Annotated in this window: 17 protein-coding genes; 13 read left to right on the forward strand and 4 right to left on the reverse strand. The window is 47.4% G+C overall.

Going from position 1 to position 20,521, the window contains the following annotated elements; all coding sequences use genetic code 11:
• The first annotated feature begins 215 nt into the window (after window positions 1–215).
• The 11 genes from FDX09_RS16630 to FDX09_RS16680 are packed head-to-tail and all read left to right on the forward strand — an operon-like array spanning window position 216 to window position 13,337.
• On the forward strand, window positions 216–1,631 hold the full coding sequence (locus FDX09_RS16630; RefSeq protein ID WP_038632899.1) for an undecaprenyl-phosphate glucose phosphotransferase: 1,416 nt from the start codon (window positions 216–218) through the stop codon (window positions 1,629–1,631).
• A complete protein-coding gene (locus tag FDX09_RS16635) occupies window positions 1,621–2,907 on the forward strand; it encodes an outer membrane beta-barrel protein (RefSeq protein WP_038632896.1) in 1,287 nt (428 codons plus the stop codon). Before FDX09_RS16630 ends, FDX09_RS16635 begins: the two co-directional genes overlap by 11 nt.
• 1 nt (window position 2,908) lies before the next feature.
• The gene (locus tag FDX09_RS16640; RefSeq protein ID WP_038632893.1) at window positions 2,909–3,466 is read left to right on the forward strand and encodes a polysaccharide biosynthesis/export family protein; all 558 of its coding nucleotides are present in this window, start codon (window positions 2,909–2,911) and stop codon (window positions 3,464–3,466) included.
• Window positions 3,467–3,468: 2 nt separating this feature from the next.
• Complete coding sequence (locus tag FDX09_RS16645; RefSeq protein WP_137347541.1) at window positions 3,469–5,598, forward strand: tyrosine-protein kinase domain-containing protein; 2,130 nt, start codon at window positions 3,469–3,471, stop codon at window positions 5,596–5,598.
• Window positions 5,595–6,806: a capsular biosynthesis protein gene (locus FDX09_RS16650; protein ID WP_137347542.1), complete on the forward strand. Its 1,212-nt coding sequence runs from the start codon at window positions 5,595–5,597 to the stop codon at window positions 6,804–6,806. The genes FDX09_RS16645 and FDX09_RS16650 overlap by 4 nt, the downstream gene beginning before the upstream one ends.
• Window positions 6,803–8,173, forward strand: a complete 1,371-nt coding sequence (locus tag FDX09_RS16655; protein ID WP_038632883.1) for a hypothetical protein — start codon at window positions 6,803–6,805, stop codon at window positions 8,171–8,173. The genes FDX09_RS16650 and FDX09_RS16655 overlap by 4 nt, the downstream gene beginning before the upstream one ends.
• Before the next feature lie 4 nt (window positions 8,174–8,177).
• A complete protein-coding gene (locus FDX09_RS16660; RefSeq protein ID WP_087856204.1) occupies window positions 8,178–9,167 on the forward strand; it encodes a glycosyltransferase in 990 nt (329 codons plus the stop codon).
• A 14-nt stretch (window positions 9,168–9,181) separates the two neighbouring features.
• Window positions 9,182–10,393, forward strand: coding sequence for a glycosyltransferase family 4 protein (locus FDX09_RS16665; protein WP_069324606.1), 1,212 nt, complete (start codon window positions 9,182–9,184; stop codon window positions 10,391–10,393).
• Between the two features lies 1 nt (window position 10,394).
• Window positions 10,395–11,504 (forward strand): glycosyltransferase family 4 protein, encoded by a 1,110-nt coding sequence (locus tag FDX09_RS16670; protein WP_137347543.1) that lies wholly within the window; start codon window positions 10,395–10,397, stop codon window positions 11,502–11,504.
• Between the two features lie 2 nt (window positions 11,505–11,506).
• On the forward strand, window positions 11,507–11,914 hold the full coding sequence (locus tag FDX09_RS16675) for a hypothetical protein (RefSeq protein WP_137347544.1): 408 nt from the start codon (window positions 11,507–11,509) through the stop codon (window positions 11,912–11,914).
• 31 nt (window positions 11,915–11,945) lie between these two features.
• A complete protein-coding gene (locus tag FDX09_RS16680; RefSeq protein WP_137347545.1) occupies window positions 11,946–13,337 on the forward strand; it encodes a DUF4832 domain-containing protein in 1,392 nt (463 codons plus the stop codon).
• 46 nt (window positions 13,338–13,383) lie between these two features.
• Here the strand turns inward: FDX09_RS16680 and galE are convergent, their stop codons facing one another.
• The 3 genes from galE to FDX09_RS16695 form a co-directional block, all read right to left on the reverse strand.
• Entirely contained in the window at window positions 13,384–14,400 is a 1,017-nt protein-coding gene (gene galE, locus FDX09_RS16685; protein WP_038632871.1) for a UDP-glucose 4-epimerase GalE, read from the reverse strand.
• Window positions 14,401–14,467: 67 nt separating this feature from the next.
• Window positions 14,468–15,406: a hypothetical protein gene (locus FDX09_RS16690; protein ID WP_137347546.1), complete on the reverse strand. Its 939-nt coding sequence runs from the start codon at window positions 15,404–15,406 to the stop codon at window positions 14,468–14,470.
• Window positions 15,407–15,628: 222 nt separating this feature from the next.
• On the reverse strand, window positions 15,629–16,264 hold the full coding sequence (locus tag FDX09_RS16695) for a carbonic anhydrase (protein ID WP_137347547.1): 636 nt from the start codon (window positions 16,262–16,264) through the stop codon (window positions 15,629–15,631).
• A gap of 328 nt (window positions 16,265–16,592) precedes the next feature.
• Between FDX09_RS16695 and FDX09_RS16700 the strand changes: the two genes are divergently transcribed.
• Window positions 16,593–17,093 (forward strand): anti-virulence regulator CigR family protein, encoded by a 501-nt coding sequence (locus FDX09_RS16700; RefSeq protein WP_038632857.1) that lies wholly within the window; start codon window positions 16,593–16,595, stop codon window positions 17,091–17,093.
• An 80-nt stretch (window positions 17,094–17,173) separates the two neighbouring features.
• Here the strand turns inward: FDX09_RS16700 and FDX09_RS16705 are convergent, their stop codons facing one another.
• Window positions 17,174–18,922: a sigma 54-interacting transcriptional regulator gene (locus FDX09_RS16705; protein ID WP_069324607.1), complete on the reverse strand. Its 1,749-nt coding sequence runs from the start codon at window positions 18,920–18,922 to the stop codon at window positions 17,174–17,176.
• A 380-nt stretch (window positions 18,923–19,302) separates the two neighbouring features.
• Between FDX09_RS16705 and dpaL the strand changes: the two genes are divergently transcribed.
• Window positions 19,303–20,517, forward strand: coding sequence for a diaminopropionate ammonia-lyase (gene dpaL / locus FDX09_RS16710; RefSeq protein WP_137347588.1), 1,215 nt, complete (start codon window positions 19,303–19,305; stop codon window positions 20,515–20,517).
• Window positions 20,518–20,521: the final 4 nt, after the last annotated feature.

Genomic DNA, 20,521 nt, shown 5'->3' on the forward strand with positions numbered 1-20,521 from the left:
ATGAACTTTTTTGATTTGGTGGTTAAAACTTATGTTGCATTAATTTTCTTTAAAATCATAATGATGAGAATGAATGAGTGGTTTGCATCACACTAATAAACATTATTTTTTACATTTACTGACAATGGGTCATTGCGTTTTTTAGACTTGTGATATAATTAGCAACATGAAATGAGAAAAAAATAATTAAATATCAATAGATAATGGGCTGAGATATGCTAAAAAAATCGCTAAAGATTAGCAGTCAAGGATATCCAGTCTTTTTAAAACTGGTTGATTTTATCGTTATTAATGTGACGCTAATTTTTAGTGCCCATCTGCTGGGGTTGATGCCATTTAACACCATTGCTATTCTGAGCATTCTGTTTTCAGTCTTTTTTTTGCTGTTTGCTGAATATATCAAGATTTATCAGCAAAAAATTAAAACGATTGGTTTACGTAATCAAAAACGGTTACTTTTTTGTACGCTGCTGGCTATTTTTTTTAACGAGCTGGTGAGTATGACAGTGGCAGAACCGGCGTCCCTCGGTTACTTAGACCGCTTACCTTCGCCTTTTTATTCTGCCATTATTTACTGGTACTTCATTCCATTACCTTTTCTTTATTACATTCGCTTTTTTATTTTTAAATATTCAACGAAAAAGAGTATGCGCGTGGCGATTATTGGTTTGACCGATAATGGTCTGGCCGCGGAAAGCGCGTTACTGTATGAGTACGCCAATATCAAATTGGATCTGGCTTTTTATGATGAGCGTGCGTTATCGCGCTGTGGCGACATTGTTGATAAGATCAAAAGCCCCTTTCGTGGCCCGGTGATTAATCTGGTTGAGGAAGCCCGACTGGGAAATATTGACGAAATATATATCGCTTTACCGATGGTGGCGCTGCACCGCATCCGCCATTTCCTGGCTATGATGTCAGACACCACCGTAGATACCTATATTGTTCCTGACTTTTATACCTACAGCAACAATATGTCCAAGCTACGCTCTATCCACAACCTGCAAACCATCGGTATCTTTAGCTCACCGTTTGAAGGGGCGGGTTCGTTTATTAAGCGGGCGGAAGATTTGGTGCTTGGCAGTATCATTATGCTGATGATTTCGTCGCTGATGTTGGTTATTGCTATTGGTATCAAACTCACTTCGCGTGGGCCGGTTTTTTTCAAACAAGACAGGTATGGCCTGAGTGGGCAAAAAATTAAGGTCTGGAAATTTCGCACTATGCGCGTTATGGAGAATTCCGGGACGGTAATTCAGGCCACGAAAAACGATCCGCGGGTGACGAAATTCGGTAGCTTCTTACGTCGTACATCGTTGGATGAACTTCCGCAATTTATTAACGTATTGCAGGGAAGTATGTCGATTGTGGGTCCCAGACCCCATGCGGTTACGCATAATGAGCAGTATCGTAAACAGGTCGAAAATTACATGATCCGCCATAAGGTAAAGCCTGGCATCACCGGACTTGCGCAGATTAACGGTTTTCGTGGGGAAATCGATGCGCTTTATAAGATGGAAAAACGGGTTCAGTACGATATTGAGTACATTCAAAACTGGTCATTATGGCTGGATATAAAAATTATCATTAAAACCATTTTCAAAGGATTTGTCGGTAAGAATGCATACTAAATTAATCGTTATTGCCGGAATCGTGATAACGCAGTCCGCATGGGCTGATTTAACACCGAAATCACACATAGGCTTTGCGGGGATCGACTTCCAGGGCAAGGTTGCTGTGGATTATGGTTATAATGATAACGTGACCTATCAGCCACATAACAGCGATGCTGTCGGTTCCTCGTTTCAGAGCGCAGCGCCAGTGCTGAGTATGATCGGCGAGCGCGGTCAGGATAAGTATTTACTGATGTACTCTGGGGATTACCGTAACTACTCGAGCGATTCTGCTGATAACTACACCGATCATTTTTTCCGTTTTAACGGGGCCTGGCGTTATGGACTCAAGCATGGCTTAACCCTCAATCTGGAGGATTCGCTTGGACATGAATCCCGTGGCCGCGGCATTACCGAGGGCTTTTTACCGGGCCAGTTCGAGCAGTATGGGATTAAATCACCGTTGACGACAAATTTCATCAACAGTGAATTACGCTACAGCTACGGCGCGCCAGAGGGGCGTGGCAAAGCGGAACTGGCGTTGTTATACAAAAAACTGACTTTCGGTAATACTTCTGATGTGCAGGATACCAGTGAGGATTTCTACCATTACATTCAGGAACAGGAATGGCACGAAAATAGTCTGGTAGCGGAAATTTTTGACCAATACACATCCAGAACACGCTTTCGCTATAGCTTTATTACTAACCAGCGTCGCTATGACAACAACTCAGAAAAAGATACTAATGAGTACTATTTGCTGTACGGCATGAAGTCGCAGTTGACCGGAAAAACTAACGTCGACATGAATATTTCATGGTTGTACAAAACATTTGAAAACAGCACAAATTCGCATGATTTTAATGGCCTCAACTGGGACATAAAAGCAGAGTGGAAGCCGCTGCAACAGTCGGTTTTCACAGCCCACTCGGCACAAAGTATTAAAGACCCGTCGGAGGTTGGGGGATACATTTTAGTGACCCAGTATGGCATTTCTTACCAGCATTTCTGGTTAGGGAATCGTTTTTCGACTTTGCTGGATTATTCATACACTGCGGAAGACTATAAAAAACAGAACAAGGATCGGCATGATAAAGATGGGGTATTTAGTGTAACCATGAGCTACGACTATACGCCATCGGTTAATTTTGAGATTAAATATCAATTAGATACATTGAATTCGAATAAGGATACTGACTCGTTTTATATCGGTCCCAACGACAACCAGGAAGTTATTAGAACGTTGGGTTATGATAATTCTATGATTATGCTTAAAGCTAAGGTTCAGATCTAAAATGAAAATAATAGAACTGTGCGCGTTTTTGCTATTCAGTATCCTGGTGGTCGGATGCACAACGTCCAGCCCGAGATTAATGGATGATCCTGCTACTGTTCAGCAGGATTACCGGCTTGGGGCGGGGGATACTGTCAATATCGCTGTTCACGGTCAACCTGATATGACGATGCGGTTTATTTTGGATAAGAGCGGGGAGATTAATTTCCCGTTTGTGGGCGCTCTTAAATTAAAAGATAAAACTGTCGAACAGGTGACTAACGAATTAACTCAACGGCTGACGGGAGATTACTTTACCACGCCGATGGTGACGGTAAGTATTGCCGAATTCCGTAAATACTATGTTTCGGGCGAAGTGAAAAGCCCGAACGGATTTGCCTGGGAGCCAGGTCTTACCGTCGAGAAATCAATTGCGCAGGCGGGCGGATTTACAGATCGTGCTGACCGAAAAGATATCAACATTCGCCTGTCGGGGAGCAATCAGCTGCTTGAGAATGTCGATTTAACGCACTCTGTTCATCCTGGGGATGTCGTGATTATTGGCATGGGGTTCTTCTGACGATGAAACTATCTATAGTGGAAAACGGCAAAAAACGAGAAAGTACGGTTGAATTCTCCCGCTTTGCCAAAGAGCTGAAAAAGAACGCCTGGAAAATCGCACTGGCCGGTATCGTTGCCGGGGTCGTGGCATACCCATTAATCAGCATGATGTCCTCAAAGTATGTCTCAACGGCGACGGTACTGATTAAAGCCCAGGCCGATAACGTTTCTCCATTCCCACAGGTTGATGGTTTCGATTCAACGCGCAGTGGTTACTATGAAACGCAATATGCGTTGATGCATTCGCGTATTGTGCTTGAGCAAGCCGTCCGCGATATGAAACTGGATGAAAACCCGGAATTTACCGGGGAAAAAGTCGGTACCCAGGGAGCGGAAAGCAATGAGAGCCGGCAGTTGAGGATGGAGCAAGCGCTGAAAACGTTGTCGAAAAACCTGAATGTCATCGGTATTCGTACAACGAACCTGGCGTCTATCACCTATGAATCCCCCTCGCCGCTGATGGCTGCTGACGTTGCCAACGGCGTCGCGCAGGCGTTCATCAACTATACGGTTGAGCAAAAGCGCCTGAAAGTAGAGAAAGCCCGCGAACTGAATTTTGAAAAAATGGAAGAGATTCAGAAGTCGATAGCGAAACAAAAAGAGGAAATGGACAGCTATCTGAAAAACGCCGGGCTGCTGACTTTTCGCGGTATCGATGGTTTTGAAACCGAGCAGTTAAGTATTGTCACCAATCGTCTGGCTGATGCGACCCAGCGTCGCGTTGCCGCAGAATCTGTCTATAACGAGGTGAACAGCGGAGGGCGGTCGGTAGAGAGCGTTATCTCACTACCTTCGGTCTCTAACCACGCCCAGATTCAGGATTTACGTATCGCGTTAATTCAGGCGCAGCGCACGTTGTCTGAACTGCGCAAAGTATACGGGCCAAAAAATCCCGCTATTTTAAAAGCAGAAGCTGATGTCCAGTCGATCCAAAGCCAAACCGGACGGGTTCTGGGTGAGCTGAAAGTGGGGTTACGTCAGCAATATCTGGCGGCGCTGGCGGATGAAAAGAACTATCAGCAGCAGGTGGAGCAACAGAAAGAGATCTTCCAGAAAATGGCCTCAAAACGTGATGCCTGGAATAGCCAAAAGCTGTCGTTAGATAAAATGGAAGATCTGTATAAATCGCTGTATCAACGTACTCAGGAACTGTCGCTGTCCGGCGTAAATGCCGACGCGGTGTTATATGATCCTGCCGTTCCCGCACTAAAACCAGCGAAGCCGAATAAATCCCTCTTGTTGGTGATGGTGGTCCTGCTGGTGGTGGTGTTCAGTATCATGTATTTCATTGTCAAAGCGGCGATGGACAACTCAATCGGTACGTTGAGTCGTATGAAAAAACGCCTGAACGTTGCTCCGCTGGGCGAAATCCGTCGTTTTAGCGGAACCTCAGGGCGCGCGCAGGTGCGGGACATGATCCTGAAGAACCCGCTGAATGCCGATATTGTGCACGGTATCCGTACCCGGATTATGTTGGATAATCGACCGTTACAGACGCTCGCCGTGGCGTCGACGGAGCACCGTGAAGGGCGCTCTTTGCTGGCGAGTCTGTTAGCAAATTCCTTTAGTTTCGATCAGAAAACGCTGCTTATTGATGCGGATTTCTTCAATACTGACGGACTCTCATCCGAGTTGGCATCGGCAACGTCCGTAGGCGTAGCGGAACTGCTGCGTGGGGAGACCCAGCTTGAACAGGCGCGGATCAAGCTCAGTGATAATCTCGATTTTATCCCGCACGGGAAGACCACCATCTCTTCTCTGCTGATGTTGTCGTCCGGGCACCTTGAGCCGTTAATGCACGAACTGAAATCCCACTATCAACGCATCATTATCGATGTGGCTGCGGTAAATCAGAGTCAGGACGTGCAATTGATCAAACGCGCCGTTGATGGCGTTATTTTCATCGTGAAAGCCGGCTCGGGTTCGGCGGGACATATAGCCAACGCGCTGGACAAGATCGAGGAAAATGATGGCGTTGTGATTGGCGCTGTGCTGAATGCGGTTGAAGAAAAGGACCTTGAAACACAAGAGGGCCTGCGTTCACTGAACTTCAGCACCGATCAACTGATGACAACGCCAGGCCGCGTATGAGTCTACTGAAGAGCGCCTCCACGATAGCCGGTTCATCAGTCATCTCGCAGTTGATTGGTGCGCTGTCTATCTGGTTGATCTCACACAAGTACGATATGGCTGAAGTGGGGCTTTATGCGCTCAACTACAGTATTGCCGTGGTGGGCGCTCAGGTCTGTACTTTTGCGTCACAGCTGTTAATTCCTAAACAGCAGGACGATGAACTGGTTCAGAATGTCGTGTTTTGCCTGATACAAAGCACGATCATCGCCTTACCCTACGCTGTACTGACCGCGTGGTTGTTTCACCAGAGCATACTGTTTCTCTATTTACTGACGCTTGCTACGGCGTGGGTTCTGATCTCGGAAAACCTGTCGCTGCGCACAGCTAACTTTCGTTTTCTGATCTTCCAGCGCATTTCTGTTTCTGTGGTGGTATTACTTTCGATACTGGTTACGCACCATGTGCAACTGTTCTACTGGTCATGGGCCTGCGCGACGATGGTACTGACCATCAGCTGTATTTTGCATTCGTTTGATATTCGTTTGGTGGCGGCCCAACATTTGCGACCCGCCAGCAATTGGCATTTTTTTAAACAGAATATTCATCACATCACTAAAGTTGGCAGCGCTGAGGTGTTGGCGATGGCCAGCAGCAATCTGCCGATTATGCTGATTAACTTCTGGTTTTCGGCGCTGACAGCCGGTTATTTTTCCGTGGTCAGCCGCTTCTGCCTGGCGCCGGTGGTGATCATCGGGAACGCGGTGCGTAATACTATTTTTTCCAAGTGGTCTATCGATTTTAGAAATAACACCTTTAATTATCAGGAATATACCCGGGTACGGATGCTGCTGTTGGTGCTGGGGGGTATCTGTACTCTTGGCGTGTTTATTTTCTACCCGATTGTGATGCGCCTTGGTTTTAGCGAAGACTGGATTAACTCCATTGAAACGTCACGCTACATGCTACCCTACCTGTTCCCAGCGCTGGCGATAAGCCCCCTGACGGTCATAGAGCTTATTTTTGGCTCACATCGCTATTTTCTGCGCATCCAGTTGGAGCAACTGGCGATTGTGCTATTCGCTTTTGTCGTGACGCCCTATTTTTATAAAGACTATGCAACGTCGGTGATTTTGTTTTCTTCACTGACATTTATTCGCTACGCCTTTATTTATTTGAAAATGAACAAGCGGGCTAATCTGCTGAAAGACAGGCCGGTGATACTATGACGCTGAATACCGGATATTATTTACAAGGTTATACCTTCGTTACCCTGATCCTGTGTGGCCTGGTGCAATACTTTACCGGCATACAGTCGGTGCTATGGATCCCCTTTTTTCTGACCCTGTTGATGGTGGGATTACTGGTGATGCAGACGCGGGATGGCTCGCTGCGTCTGGATGCGCAGGAGACGATTGTGCTGGCGCTGTATTTCTCATTCCTGATACTGGCCGGGGCTTCAACTCTGATTCAGGGCGGGATCACCGTCGCGATTGTGGCCTTTAAAAATGAAATCGCACTGTCGCTGGTGATGATCTGTTTACTGCTGGGATTTTGCCGGGAGTCGCAGATTTATCGCGTGACTCGCTATTTGTACTGGGTGTTCTACGCGCAGATCCCGGTAATGATTTATCAGGTTTTACTGGTTGTTCCCCAGCGTGTCGCGGTGCGTGGTGAAGATGAAAAATGGGATTCCGTGGTGGGTACGTTTGGCGGCGACCCGATGGGGGGCGGTAACACTGCTGCGATGGGCCTGTTTTGCCTGCTGATTATGTTGTTAAAGGTCTCTGAGTATAAGCACGGACTGACCACGTTTAAATCCATGGCGTTGCACATTGTTCTCGGGATCGGGCTATGTATTATTGGCGAAGTAAAGTTCGTTATCCTGCTATCGCCGCTGTTCCTGGCGTGGGTGTGGATCTCACCGAGCTACGTTAAAGACGTTAGCAAGGTTAATCTGAAGACGTTATTGGTTATTGTGGCGGGGATGTTGCTGCTGATTAGCCTGTCGATAGTGATCCTTGCGTATTATTATTCTACTGCGTTTGGCGGCGATCCGTCGAAAAGCTCGTTGAGTATTTTCATCGACTCTTTGAGCTATATTTTTGACCCGAACTACATTATGTCTACCGGGGAGTTAGGGCGCTTTACGACCTTCCTGTTCTGGCTAAAAAATAACGATCTGTGGGGACTTTCAGGAACGTTATTTGGCTATGGACTCAACGCCACTAACAGTGGTAGTACGGTTTCGCCAGGCTTTCTGAATATTATTTATAACTTAATCCTCGACTCGACTTCTCTGAGTATGCTGCTGTGGGAAGTGGGGGTGATTGGCACGTTACTCTTCATTAGCTTATTCATTTATATCCTGAAAATATGTCAGCCCAAGCCTTTACTGATGCTTGAACAACTGGACCAGCAGGATCTGCAATTGTTGAGCTTTGCTCCGGCATTTAATGCTTTTGCGATTGCTTGCTTAATTAGCTTACCTTACAGCCAGATACTGATGATTATACCGATGTTACAATTCCTGTTCTATTTATCACTAGGATCAAGTTTAGTGATTCGTCGAACCGTCCTTCGCTGCGTAGGGTAATTGTATGGACAATAAACCGTTTATTTCAGTGAGTATTAAAACGCTCAATGAATCTGAATGTATTGAGAAAACAATTGATAGTATCCGGAAACAGCTTGTTGATTATCCACATAAAATTATTGTGGCAGATAGTCTGTCAACGGATAACACCCAGCAGTTGGCGATCGATAAAGGGGTGACTGTGGTGTCATTAACCGATCCTGGCGATCGTTGCTGTGGCGTCGGACATCAGTTGGGTTACCTTTATAGTGAGGGGGAATATCTGTTGCTGATGGATGGCGACATGGAGCTGGAAGAAGGGTTTGTGGATCAGGCTGTCGCGTTTTTGCAGGCTGAACCGGAATATGCAGGCGTAGCGGGAACCGTCGAAATGGACGATGCCGTTAACTATGAATTTAAATCGCGTAAGCAACGCATTAATAAAATCTATCCCGTAGGGGACAGCGACCATTTAGGCGGCGGGGGGCTATATCGCCGTTCCGCCATTGAAAAAATTGGTTATCTAACCAACCGTAATCTGCACGCTTATGAAGAAGCCGAACTTGGCCTGCGTTTACTTGACGCGGGTTATAAACTACGTCGTCTGAATATTCCGTATTTCATTCACACTTCGCATACCATGCCGACCTTTCAGATGCTGAAGCATCGCTGGAAAAGCAAATACTATCAGGCGCCGGGCGAATTTTTACGCTGCGCCTGGGGAAAACCCTATTTCATCAACGCGTTAAAGATGGTTAAAAATGAGGCGATTTTTGCTGTTTACCTGGTCGCTTTGTTCATTGCGGCGGTGACCTTTAATCTCGAGCTTTTCGATATCGCATTTCTGCCATTGCTTGCCTTTGTCATACTGAAAACCGTGCAGAATCGGTCGTTATTGAACGGCCTGCAAAGCGTGATGAACTTAGCTGTGCTTTCTGCGGGACTTGTTATAGGGCTGACACATCCGCTACGCGATCCGTTGACTCCGCCTGACAGTAAAATCATTCATGAATAACTAAGGCAGACGCCATGAAAGTTTTATTAGTAAATAAGTTTTTTTTCATCAAAGGCGGCGCGGAAACAGTTTATTTTCAAGAGCGCGATATGCTGAAACAGGCCGGAGTGCAGGTGATTGATTTCTCGATGCAGCATGAGAAAAATTTCCCTTCGGACTATGCGGATTATTTTGTCAGCAATGTGGACTACCACAAAGAAAGTAATTTGTTGGGCGGGCTCAAAACGGCGGTTAACTTTATTCATAATTCGCAGGCCTGCAAAAAAATGCTGGCGTTATTGCAAAAAGAGCGCCCGGATATCGTTCATTTTCATAATATCTACCACCAGTTAACGCCAGCGATAATTAAAGTTGCGCGCAATTTTGGCTGCAAAACGGTACTGACTGCGCATGACTATAAGATTGTATGCCCTGCATATTCCATGCTGCGCGACGGCAAAGTGTGTGATGCCTGTATCACCGGCACGGTTTTTAATGCCTTCAGGTATCGTTGTCAGGAAGGTTCCGCCTCAAAAAGCTTATTGCTCTCTCTGGAGGCAACCTGGCAATACATTGCGCAAAATTACCAGGCGTTGGATGTAATTGTTTCGCCAAGCGTTTTTTTACGCGGCGTGTTGTTGCGTACGCTGCCGAATTCCCGCATTGATGTGATCGTTAATGGGGTCGATGACAGCCGTCCTCTGGATGAGACAAGCGATGAAGGCTATATGTTGTTCTTTGGTCGCCTGAGCCGTGAAAAAGGGGTGGCAACGCTGCTGGCGGCACATAAGAAAATGCAGAACAAGGCACCGTTAAAAATTGTGGGCCACGGTCCGCTACATGACGAGTTAGTCGCCCAATACCCGGATGTCGAGTTTTTAGGTTATGTGCAGCAAGGGGAGGCTCTCGATAAGCTTATTAAGCATGCGCGGGCGGTGATCCTTCCTTCTGAATGTTATGAAAACTGTTCCATGGCGATATTAGAAGCGATGGCTTTAGGCAAGCCGGTGATTGGATCGCGCATTGGCGGGATCCCGGAACAAATTCGTGACGGTATCGAAGGGATTTTATTCGAGCCGGGCAATGCGCAAGCGTTGGCGAATGCGATGGATACGCTGGCTGACGCACCAGAGAAAGCGCGGGTTATGGGGTTACATGGTCGTGCGCGGTTAAGTGAAAAATATGCGCTAAGCAAACATATGGATACCTTACTGGCGCTGTATAAAGAACTGCTGAGCAGGCCATAGTATGAAAAAAATAACGGTTTTTGGCACACGAGGTATTCCGGATGTGTTGGGTGGCGTGGAGACTCACTGCCAGAATCTTTATCCTGCTATAAAGCAGCAGCTCGATGTTGATATTTGTGTTATCGCTCGCTCACCGTATGTGAATTACAAACGGTCAACGTATAAGAAAGTCGAAACCTATGCGCTGTGGGCGCCCAAAAAACGTTCGCTGGAAGCGATTGTTCATTCCGTTTTGGCGGCATTGAGGACAGTTTTCGACCATTCGGATATTGTGCATGTGCATGCTATCGGACCAGGCCTTGTGATCCCATTATTACGTGTTTTAGGCAAAAAGGTCGTTTTTACCCACCATGGGCCTGACTACGATCGTCAGAAATGGGGTTTCATTGCCAAAAAAATACTGTTGCTGGGTGAACGCTGGGCGGTGAGATACGCCAACGAGGTGATTGTGATTTCTGAGGTGATTAATCAACTGATCCAGAAAAAACATGGTCGCTATGACGCGCATTTAATTCACAATGGCGTGAACGATCCGCGGTTATTATCTGAGCTGACTATCGAAAATACGCTCTCCCGCTTTAGGCTACAGCCGAAAGATTATCTTGTGGTGGTTGGACGATTTGTCGAAGAAAAAGGGATGCATGACGCCATCGCCGCTTATCAACAAAGCGGTTTGACCATGCCGCTGGTGTTAATTGGCGATGCGGATCATCCGACTGAATACAGCATTCGCCTCAAAAAGCAGGCCGCCGACACGCCAGGCGTCGTGATGACCGGATTTTTACGCGGTGATGAGCTGCAGGCGGTATTTTCACAGGCGAAACTGTTTGTGATGCCTTCATATCACGAAGGTCTGCCTATTGCGTTGCTGGAAGCGATGTCCTTTTCTCTTCCCGCCGTGGTCAGTGATATTCCGGCGAACCTGGAAGTTCAGCTACCTGCCGAAGCCTATTTTAAGGTCGGGGATGTGAACAGTCTGGCCGAGAAATTAACCCAGTGGGTGACAGCCAATCGCGTGGACTATCGTGTATATTTGCAAAACTATAATTGGTATGAAATCGCCAAAAAGACAGTCAACGTCTATCACTCAATTGATAAAGATATAGGTTAATTTTGACCAGTCCTCAAAATCGTCCTCCCGTCATCGAGCGATTCTACGCTCACCTAGATGAGCAAATAGCGGCGGGGTTGACCCCGGAACAAAAAGCAGGGGTAGAAAACGCGATCCTGGCCTCGACATTGGCGTCACGGCATCAGATTGATATTCGCCGGAGTTTTCCTTTTTTCAGTAAACGTTTTTATCTGGTTTTTTTGTTTGGCAGAGATTTACGCCGCCAGCATCGCCAGGAATCGACTTTATCGCGGATCTTGCTCACTTTTTTGCTGTTGATCGCCGTGCTGTTCGTCACCTGCTGCGTATTGTTGACGCTGTATATGATCAAATCAGCGTTAGGTATTGATGTATTCCAAAATTTTCACGTCGGTATTTGGGACTGGTGGTTAAATCTGAAAAACCGCTAGCGTGATTAAACCAGTGGGGGGCGTTACTGCGATGAAGAGTAAATGGGTTTCTGCGCTATTGGGTATGTTCCTCCCGCTGTCGGTCATGGCCGCATTAACGACCGTAACCCCCAAAGCATTGACGGGGCCGTTAACTAATCCGGGGATTGGCGTTGCCAGTTTTCATCAGGGATACGGTGAAACGCTGAGTCTGGCGGATTATCCCAATACCGGGTTCGAATATGAGCGATTTTACTGGCGAGATCTGGAACCTGTTGAGGGCCAGTACAATTTTGCGCTGGTGGATGATGCCTTTAAATACGCAGCGGCGCAGCGTCCTGCGATGAATGTCGGGCTACGATTTATGGCGCTTGCCGACCCGGCGGACGGTACTAAAATTCCCGACTGGCTGATTAAAAAAGGTGTAAAAGGGACCTGGGCGTCTGATAATAAGACGTTTGTGCCGGATTTAGATGACCCTCTGTTTATCGAATACAGCCAGCGACTGCTCAACGCATTGGGTCAGCGCTACGATGGTAATGAGAATCTCGCTTTTGTTGATATCGGCATGGTGGGGTCGTGGGGAGAGTGGCATAACAGCAACTTCCCCGACCTGCAACCACTCATGCAGCGATACACCACCGGACAGTTGGATCGCTACGTTGCGATGCACTTTTCTGCCTTTCCCAAAACGCCCAAAATTATGCTGATAAGCGGTGGGCAAAGCCTGGCAAATGCGGTGGCGCGTGGGGCCGGGTGGCGAGCGGACTGTTGGGGCGACCTGCGCGTGTTTTCAGACTCGTGGAATCATATGCAAGATGACTATCCTCAGCGATTACTGGCAGCGCAGCAAAGTTATGCAGGCTTTAACGATGCCTGGAAAAGCGCGCCGGTGAGTCTGGAAATCTGTTCGTATATGCAGGACTGGAAGAATTCTTTTCATTATACGCGCGCCGAAGTGCAGGGAATTTTTGACTGGGCGCTCAAGCAGCATGCCAGTACCATCAACCTGAAATCGAGAGCGATACCCAGCGATTATCGACCGATTGTCGACGATGCGCTGACCAAACTGGGCTACCGATTTCGCTTAGCGTCCCTGAGCCATGAGTCAGTGTGGAACAGTGGACAAACTCTGACGTTGAACAGTACCTGGTATAACGATGGAGTGGCACCGATCTACCTGTCCTATACGCTGGCATTTCGTGTAGTAGACAGTGCGAATAAGGTGGTGGCGCAGGGCAATGCGGCGGATGATATACGACATTGGCTCCCTGGAATTCATCAGGTTAGCTATGCGCTGCCTATGCCGGAGCAGTTGGCGAAAGGGCAATATGCGATTGAGGTTGCGATGCTGGATAAATCCGGCGCCGCGAGAATCAACCTGGCCAATGAAGGGAAGCAGAGCAACGGCTGGTATCGTGTATCAACAATAACGTCACGCTAGCCTGGTAAAGCCACGAGCCTGGCGACCAGGCTCGTGGCTGAGAACATCACAGGTTATAACCATTCGGGTTATTTTTTTGCCAGTTCCACGTGTCGCGCATCATTTCATCAAGGCTATAGATAGCCTGCCAGCCTAACTCTTTTCGCGCCAGGGAAGGGTCTGACCAACACTCGGCGATGTCTCCGGGTCTTCTGGCGACAAACTGATAATTAATTTTTGTCTGCGCCGCTTTTTCAAACGCCTCAATGAGGTCAAGTACGGAATACCCGACTCCGGTACCAAGATTAATCACCTTGTAAGCGGCGCCTTTGTTCTGGGAATCCAACGCGGCTAAGTGGCCGGTCGCCAGATCCATGACGTGTATATAATCACGAACGCCAGTACCGTCGGAGGTTGGATAGTCATTACCGTATACCGACACGGTCTCAAGTTTACCAATCGCGACCTGGGAGATATACGGGACCAGATTATTGGGAATACCGTTAGGATCTTCGCCAATTCGACCCGATGGATGGGCACCGGCCGGGTTAAAATAGCGCAGGCAGGTGATGCGAAAATCGGGCTGTGCGCGTGAAAAATCGGCCAGAATCTGTTCGACCATTAATTTAGACGTGCCGTACGGATTGGTCGTACCGCCCGTGCGCGACTGCTCGCTTAGCGGCACGCTTTCCGGATTACCGTATACCGTGGCCGATGAGCTAAAAATAAAACGATTCACGCCTGCGGCCCGCATCTCATCAAGTAATACCAGCGTACCCGTGACGTTGTTTTCGTAGTAGGCGAGGGGTTCTTTTATCGACTCCGAAACCGATTTGAGTCCCGCAAAATGAATGACATCAGTGATGTTATGGCGGGTGAAAATGTTCTTTAACGCCTGCCGATCCAGAATATCGGCGATATAGACAGTCGGTTTCCTTCCGGCGAGTTCCGCGACTCTGTCCAGCGAGACTTGACAAGAGTTCGACAGATTATCAATGACAACGACATCATCGCCTCTTTCCAGTAGTGTTAAAACAGTATGTGAACCAATATAACCTGCGCCACCAGTGACAAGAATTGCCATACAGACTCCAGATGAATGCCAGAAACCCGAACGATTTTCTACCAACGTCACCCGAAAATCCAGTGAATCAGTTATATCGATGGGAGAGATATACATTTCTGTATTTTATCATGAATTTATATGATAATTTTTTAAAAATCGCCAACAAACTGAACTTGTTTATTTTTGAGTCATAAACAATATAGTTATTTGAGAAGTTTAGTGTATGGACACCATCACTGTGGTTGATCGAGGAATTGATTTTCTCGATCAGGCTTTCATCGAAAACAGTATCGTTCAATGTAACTAATTCTTTGATGTAGATGGATTTTCCGTAGGTTTCAGGTGTGCACTCCTGGGTGAGGAAGTACATTTTGTTATCGACAAGGTAAGGCGCGCCGGCTCCCCGGTGGTGATGGTTGCTCATCTTCAGTGAGGGGGCAATCCGCTGCCACTCCCCAAAGATATTCTCAGCAGAGTGAATAATGATTTCGTTATCCATTGTGGTGGATAAAAGGTAGCAGGTTTCATTAATTGTGAGAAACACATTATCAGTTAATTCAGTATCCGATATTAATACTTTGATTTTCTTCCAGCGAGCCGGGAATTCTACCGACTGAAACAGTATGACTTCTTTTCTTTCTGAAGACTCAGGGATCATGAAAAGCTGATCGTTGATATGAATCAGGAAAGGGAATGACAAATGACATTTTAAGTCGTCAAAGCCCTCAAGTTTAACATCATCGATTTCAGTCAGTTCACGATCCAGGACGCGGCATCTTAGCGTACCTTTCGAATTTCGAAAGCTAAAGGCTTCATAAAAAACATACAGTTTATCGGCCTTTTCAACAATAAAAGGGTCGGCCTGAAACGTATATTTCTTTTTTAACTGCTGGGCAGTAGTTTTACTCAGTATTTCCAGAGTGTTATCGGGGAATAAGTGTGAGCCATGATCCTTTAGAATCATGATGTCCCACGACTCATGATAGAAAAATGTTTTAATTATTTTTTTTATTTTCGTTTGCATTCGCGCCTACTCCTTTAATTACCTGCATCTTAACAAAAATCTCATACGAACAGCTAATTTGCTGCTGCGTACATGATATCTGTCGTAATGTTGAAGGAATGCGCGAAGACCAATGCAGAAACATCAGAGGCTATTTTTAAAAATTAGGTCCGGGTGTGTTTTTTGTCTATAGCACAAAAGTAGGAAATAATTATCCAGAGCATCCTTGCTCCAGTGGAGGGTTTACTCGAAATGCACCTGCGGATTGTCAGCAAGGGAAACGTAGGTTTTGCTGTTTTTATCCAGGGTACGAATTTCACCGCTTTCGATGTCATACACCCAGCCATGCAGACGCAGCGCATTATTTCGCAGTCCAACAGCAACGGAAGGGTGCGTTTTAATATTGTTCAACTGAGCGATAACGTTCTCTTCCACCATGGCGTTAACTTTATCGATGGGATTATCCCAGATTTTCTTCTCGACCACGGCCTTAGCTGCATCGGCATAGTGCAGCCAGTGCGCCACTGCGGGCATTGGATCGAGGGGCTGGCTATCAGCAATGGCTTTCATCGCGCCGCAATTGGAATGGCCACAGATGACGATATCCGTCACACCGAGTGCGACTACCGCATATTCGATGGTGGCGGAGACACCACCGGGTTCCGGTCCGAAAGAGGGGACGATATTGCCGGCGTTGCGGATAACGAACAACTGCCCGGGCTCTTGCTGAGTCACCAGTTCTGGCACCAGACGGCTATCGGAACAGGAGATGAAAAGCGCTTTTGGATTCTGGCTGGATGCCAGGCTGCGGAAGAGTTCCTTACGTTGAGGGAAAATCTCTTTTTGGAAGTTGAGGAAGCCCTCAATGATATGTTGCATAGCAGTGTCTCTTTTCTCTGTTTGAGCAGGTTATGATGAAGATCACACTTTCCAGTTTAACACCAGCCGACAGAAGCGAAAGAGTTTATAGCAGTTTCGCAACATTTTTGACTGATTTTTCTCCACCGTAGCGAGGGGGAAATGTGATATGCGTTCTGCCGTTCTGAGTTAACAGATGGCGGGGGTAGACTGCAAATGGGGACATTCGCAAGCCTACGCCTGGCAAAATGACATCGCTTTTTTTGCCAATAAATCGGAGTTATAGCGATAGCCAGTCATCATGGAATACCTTACATTTTTATATGTATCCACACCTCAAGGAATCATCATGTCCAGACTCCGTACTTTAGCAACGGCTTTAGTCGCCGTTGCCGCGATGACGATGTGCGCCACCCCTGTATTCGCAAACCCCGGTAACGGCAATGGCAATGGTAATAGTGGCAACCATGGTAATAGCGGAAACAAGGGTAATAGTGGTAACAGCCAGAAAGGAAACGCCGGCCAAAAAAATAATGCACATACAGAACAGCGTAAAAATTATGGCAAGCCGGATCATGTGGATAGCGACATCAGCTATAACGTGGCCAGGCAGTATGCTGTCAGATATGGTTTGACGGGGTATAAATCACTGCCGCCAGGCATTGCCAAAAATCTGGCGCGAGGAAAACCGCTTCCTCCGGGGATCGCTAAAAAAAGCGTCCCACCTTCTATGTTGAATCAACTGCCGTATTATCCTGGTTATGAATGGCAGGTCGTTGGCGACAATTTGGTGTTGATTGCACTGAGCACGGCGATTGTCACTGCCGTTATTAATGGCGTGTTTGATTGATTCGCCATGGAATTGATTTGCTCTGTTATGCCTGCTGTACGCCCGCATTACGCGGGCTTTTTCGTTAAGTAAGGTCAGCTTCATAACCCGTACAGCTTTATTTTTCGATAAAGTGTGGCAATGCTGATCCCCAGTTCGGTCGCTGCCTGTTTTTTCCCCTCCACGCTTGCGCCAAAACGCTGGATGACATTTTCTATGGCCTCCCTTTCCGCTTGTTTTCCCTTATTAGCAAGCTGCTGAGGCTGGGCTGTCATCGACGTTTTTCTGCTGTCAGCTGCGGTGAGCAGGTAAGGAGGCAGATGGCTGGCGTTGATCCCTGCGGCTTCCCCGCGCATCACGAAAATATATTCGATAACGTTACGTAATTCACGAATGTTGCCAGGCCAGTGCCAGGCATAGAGGCGGTTGATGACATCATCGGGAAGTTTTTGTGATGGTCGCTGATAACTGACCGAAAACTCATCGGCAAAATATTGCGCGAGGACCGCAATATCTGCCCGCCGTTCGCGCAACGAGGGAAGAACCAAAGGGACCACGTTCAGGCGATAGAAAAGATCTTCGCGAAACTGATTACTCTCCACCATCGCGTTAATGTTTTTGTTAGTCGCGGCAATAATTCGTACATCAATATTGATGGTGTTGTTAGACCCGACGCGGGTGATCGCTTTTTCCTGCAGAACCCTGAGCAGCTTAGCCTGCAGATGAAGCGGCATATCGCCGATCTCATCCAGAAACAGACTGCCGCCGTTGGCCAGTTCAAATTTTCCCACGCGGCCTTTGGGGTCGGCCCCGCTGAATGCGCCGCGCACATAACCAAACAGTTCGCTTTCCAGCAACTGTTCGGGAATGGCAGCACAGTTGATTGTTACGAAGGGGGCGGCTTTACGGGGGCTGCTCTGGTGAATGGCAAATGCCACGACCTCTTTTCCTGAGCCACTTTCGCCGGTAATAAGCACACTGGCATAGCTGTTGGCGATTTTACCGATGGTGCTTCTGAGCTGTTCCATCAAGGGGGAGTGACCAATCAACCGCACCTGGGTGTCGGCCTCATAAGGCGATGGAAGAAGGGTACTCAGGTAGTCGTGCGCGTCACGAAAGATAATCATGGTTAAACGATCGTTATCCAAAGACGAGAGCGAAATTTGCTTGCACAGTACATGGTATTTCTGACCTTCGAGCGTCAGCCAGGCCTCCTCATCGCCATACAAACTGTCCCCGGTTGTTTCAATGGTCAACGGTAATCCCTGAACCTCGCGATTGAGAATGCGATCGGCTGAATGGTTGGCATGCCAGACAAGACCATCACCATCGATTGCCACGACGCCGCGGTCCATGGCATCGATCAGACGGCGAAATGCGCCCAGCCTTTCTTGCGCGCGTAAACGTTCCAGACATTCAAAAACCTTACTGGAGATCATCACGGCTATTTGCTCAATGAAAGTAACAAATTTCTCAATCTGGCTCAGGAGGGTGTCGCGCTGCGCCTGGGTTGAGCAAATAATCCCGATCACCCCAATGACGCGATTGTTGAGAAAAATTGGTGCGTTCAAATCCAGCATTTCAGAACAATAGTGGTGTTTTTCACATAACTGACACAGTGGATGTTCGCCAGGATTTTTGATCAGCACCGTTTCCCGCACCTGCAAAACGTGGCGGTAGATGTAGCCATTTTTTGCCACGTTTTCATTGAGCATATGCCGGTATTTACCGGTGCCAGCGATGCGCATTAAAGATTCATCAATGATCTCAACATCCGTTCCGGTGATGCCAGAAATAGCATCGGCATAATTGCATATATCATCCTGAATATTGCTGAGTACTGAAATCATGCTACTTCTCCGGCGCGTGTCGCATTTCTCATGGAAAATGATAAATAGGCGAACTAATCCAAAAATGATTTGCGAAAAATCAATCTACTGCTCTGTTTTAGTATGTTTTTTTTATTTTATCTTCCGCGATCACACTATTTATCAATTGTGAGAATTTATCAAAATGAAACGATAAACTAACGCGATGATATTTTTGGCTGCAAATATTGCATTCTATCTATTTAATTGAAATTTAAGTGTTTATTAAATTATTCATAAGATTTTACTCAATTAATAAAAAGCTGGTAAGCATTTTGCTCTATTGGCATTACCGATAGCGGAAATATCTCTGTATGACATCAATTGCAGGGAATGGATTACCAGCACAATGAGGTTTTATGATGCAGGAAAACTTATCATTTTTTATCAACCAGACACCGTTTACCGAACATCCGAACGCGCCGTTGGCTCCGTTTAGCCACCAGGAGTTGGTCAAGGCGTTGAATTTTCATCGGTCTATTCCGGGATATTCCCCAACGCCGTTGTATACGCTGCCGACACTTTCACAAAAACTGGGCGTAAAAAATATCTACCTCAAAGATGAGTCGCAGCGTTTTGGCCTGAAAGCCTTTAAAGCGCTGGGCGGTTCCTATGCGATGGCGTGCCATATCGCAGAATTACTCGGTAAAGATATCAGCGAATTACCGTTTGATGTGATGACCAGCGAAGAGGTGCGCCGCGATCTGCAAACCGTCACGTTTGCTACCACCACCGATGGCAATCACGGTCGCGGCGTTGCCTGGATGGCGCGACAGTTGAAGCAAAATGCCGTGGTTTACATGCCAAAAGGTTCTTCACAGCAACGTCTGACGTCGATCCGTAACGAAGGCGCTACCGCCGAAATCGTCGATATGAACTATGACGATGCGGTTCGCATGACCGCGGAACAGGCGGAAAAGCATGGCTGGATAGTGGTGCAGGATACCGCCTGGGAAGGGTATGAAAAGATCCCGCAGTGGATTATGCAGGGTTACGGCACGCTGATGCTGGAGGCGATCGACCAGCTGCATCAGGTTGCGCCGACGCACATTTTTGTTCAGGCAGGCGTTGGCTCGTTTGCCGGCATGGTTCAGGGAATGGTGACGGCGGCATGGGGAGAAAATCGCCCGAAAGTGATCGTCGCCGAGGCGTTAATTGCCGATTGTCTCTACCGCTCCGCCCGCTCGAAAGAGGGTGATGCCATAGCGGTGGGTGGAGATTTGCAAACCGTGATGGCTGGTCTCGCCTGCGGTGAGGCAAATAGCATTGGCTGGAAGCTGTTGCGTGATTATGCCACCGCATTTGCCTCCTGCCCGGATGAGGTTGCGGCGCTTGGCATGCGCATGTTGGGTAATCCGCTGGCAGGCGATCCGCAGATCGTTTCTGGTGAGTCCGGGGCGGTGACGACCGGCCTGCTGTCACTGCTGATGTCCTCGCCTGAACTGGCGCAAACGCGTACGCAACTGGGACTGGATGAGCATTCCCGCGTGTTGTTGATAAGTACTGAGGGTGACACTGACCCACAACAGTATCTGGATATTGTCTGGGGCGGTCAGTACCCGGGCATCAACAAATAATTTC

Origin of the sequence: Citrobacter sp. wls717, from assembly GCF_005280955.1 — a bacterium.
GTDB lineage: Bacteria > Pseudomonadota > Gammaproteobacteria > Enterobacterales > Enterobacteriaceae > Citrobacter > Citrobacter werkmanii.

Coding starts and splice junctions, on each gene's coding strand:
- FDX09_RS16660 (WP_087856204.1), top strand. CDS start 8,178: ATGGACAATAAACCGTTTATTTCAGTGAGTATTAAAACGCTCAATGAA.
- FDX09_RS16665 (WP_069324606.1), top strand. CDS start 9,182: ATGAAAGTTTTATTAGTAAATAAGTTTTTTTTCATCAAAGGCGGCGCG.
- FDX09_RS16645 (WP_137347541.1), top strand. CDS start 3,469: ATGAAACTATCTATAGTGGAAAACGGCAAAAAACGAGAAAGTACGGTT.
- FDX09_RS16640 (WP_038632893.1), top strand. CDS start 2,909: ATGAAAATAATAGAACTGTGCGCGTTTTTGCTATTCAGTATCCTGGTG.
- galE (WP_038632871.1), bottom strand. CDS start 14,400: ATGGCAATTCTTGTCACTGGTGGCGCAGGTTATATTGGTTCACATACT.
- FDX09_RS16630 (WP_038632899.1), top strand. CDS start 216: ATGCTAAAAAAATCGCTAAAGATTAGCAGTCAAGGATATCCAGTCTTT.
- FDX09_RS16635 (WP_038632896.1), top strand. CDS start 1,621: ATGCATACTAAATTAATCGTTATTGCCGGAATCGTGATAACGCAGTCC.
- FDX09_RS16670 (WP_137347543.1), top strand. CDS start 10,395: ATGAAAAAAATAACGGTTTTTGGCACACGAGGTATTCCGGATGTGTTG.
- FDX09_RS16680 (WP_137347545.1), top strand. CDS start 11,946: ATGAAGAGTAAATGGGTTTCTGCGCTATTGGGTATGTTCCTCCCGCTG.
- FDX09_RS16700 (WP_038632857.1), top strand. CDS start 16,593: ATGTCCAGACTCCGTACTTTAGCAACGGCTTTAGTCGCCGTTGCCGCG.
- dpaL (WP_137347588.1), top strand. CDS start 19,303: ATGCAGGAAAACTTATCATTTTTTATCAACCAGACACCGTTTACCGAA.
- FDX09_RS16690 (WP_137347546.1), bottom strand. CDS start 15,406: ATGCAAACGAAAATAAAAAAAATAATTAAAACATTTTTCTATCATGAG.
- FDX09_RS16705 (WP_069324607.1), bottom strand. CDS start 18,922: ATGATTTCAGTACTCAGCAATATTCAGGATGATATATGCAATTATGCC.
- FDX09_RS16695 (WP_137347547.1), bottom strand. CDS start 16,264: ATGCAACATATCATTGAGGGCTTCCTCAACTTCCAAAAAGAGATTTTC.
- FDX09_RS16650 (WP_137347542.1), top strand. CDS start 5,595: ATGAGTCTACTGAAGAGCGCCTCCACGATAGCCGGTTCATCAGTCATC.
- FDX09_RS16655 (WP_038632883.1), top strand. CDS start 6,803: ATGACGCTGAATACCGGATATTATTTACAAGGTTATACCTTCGTTACC.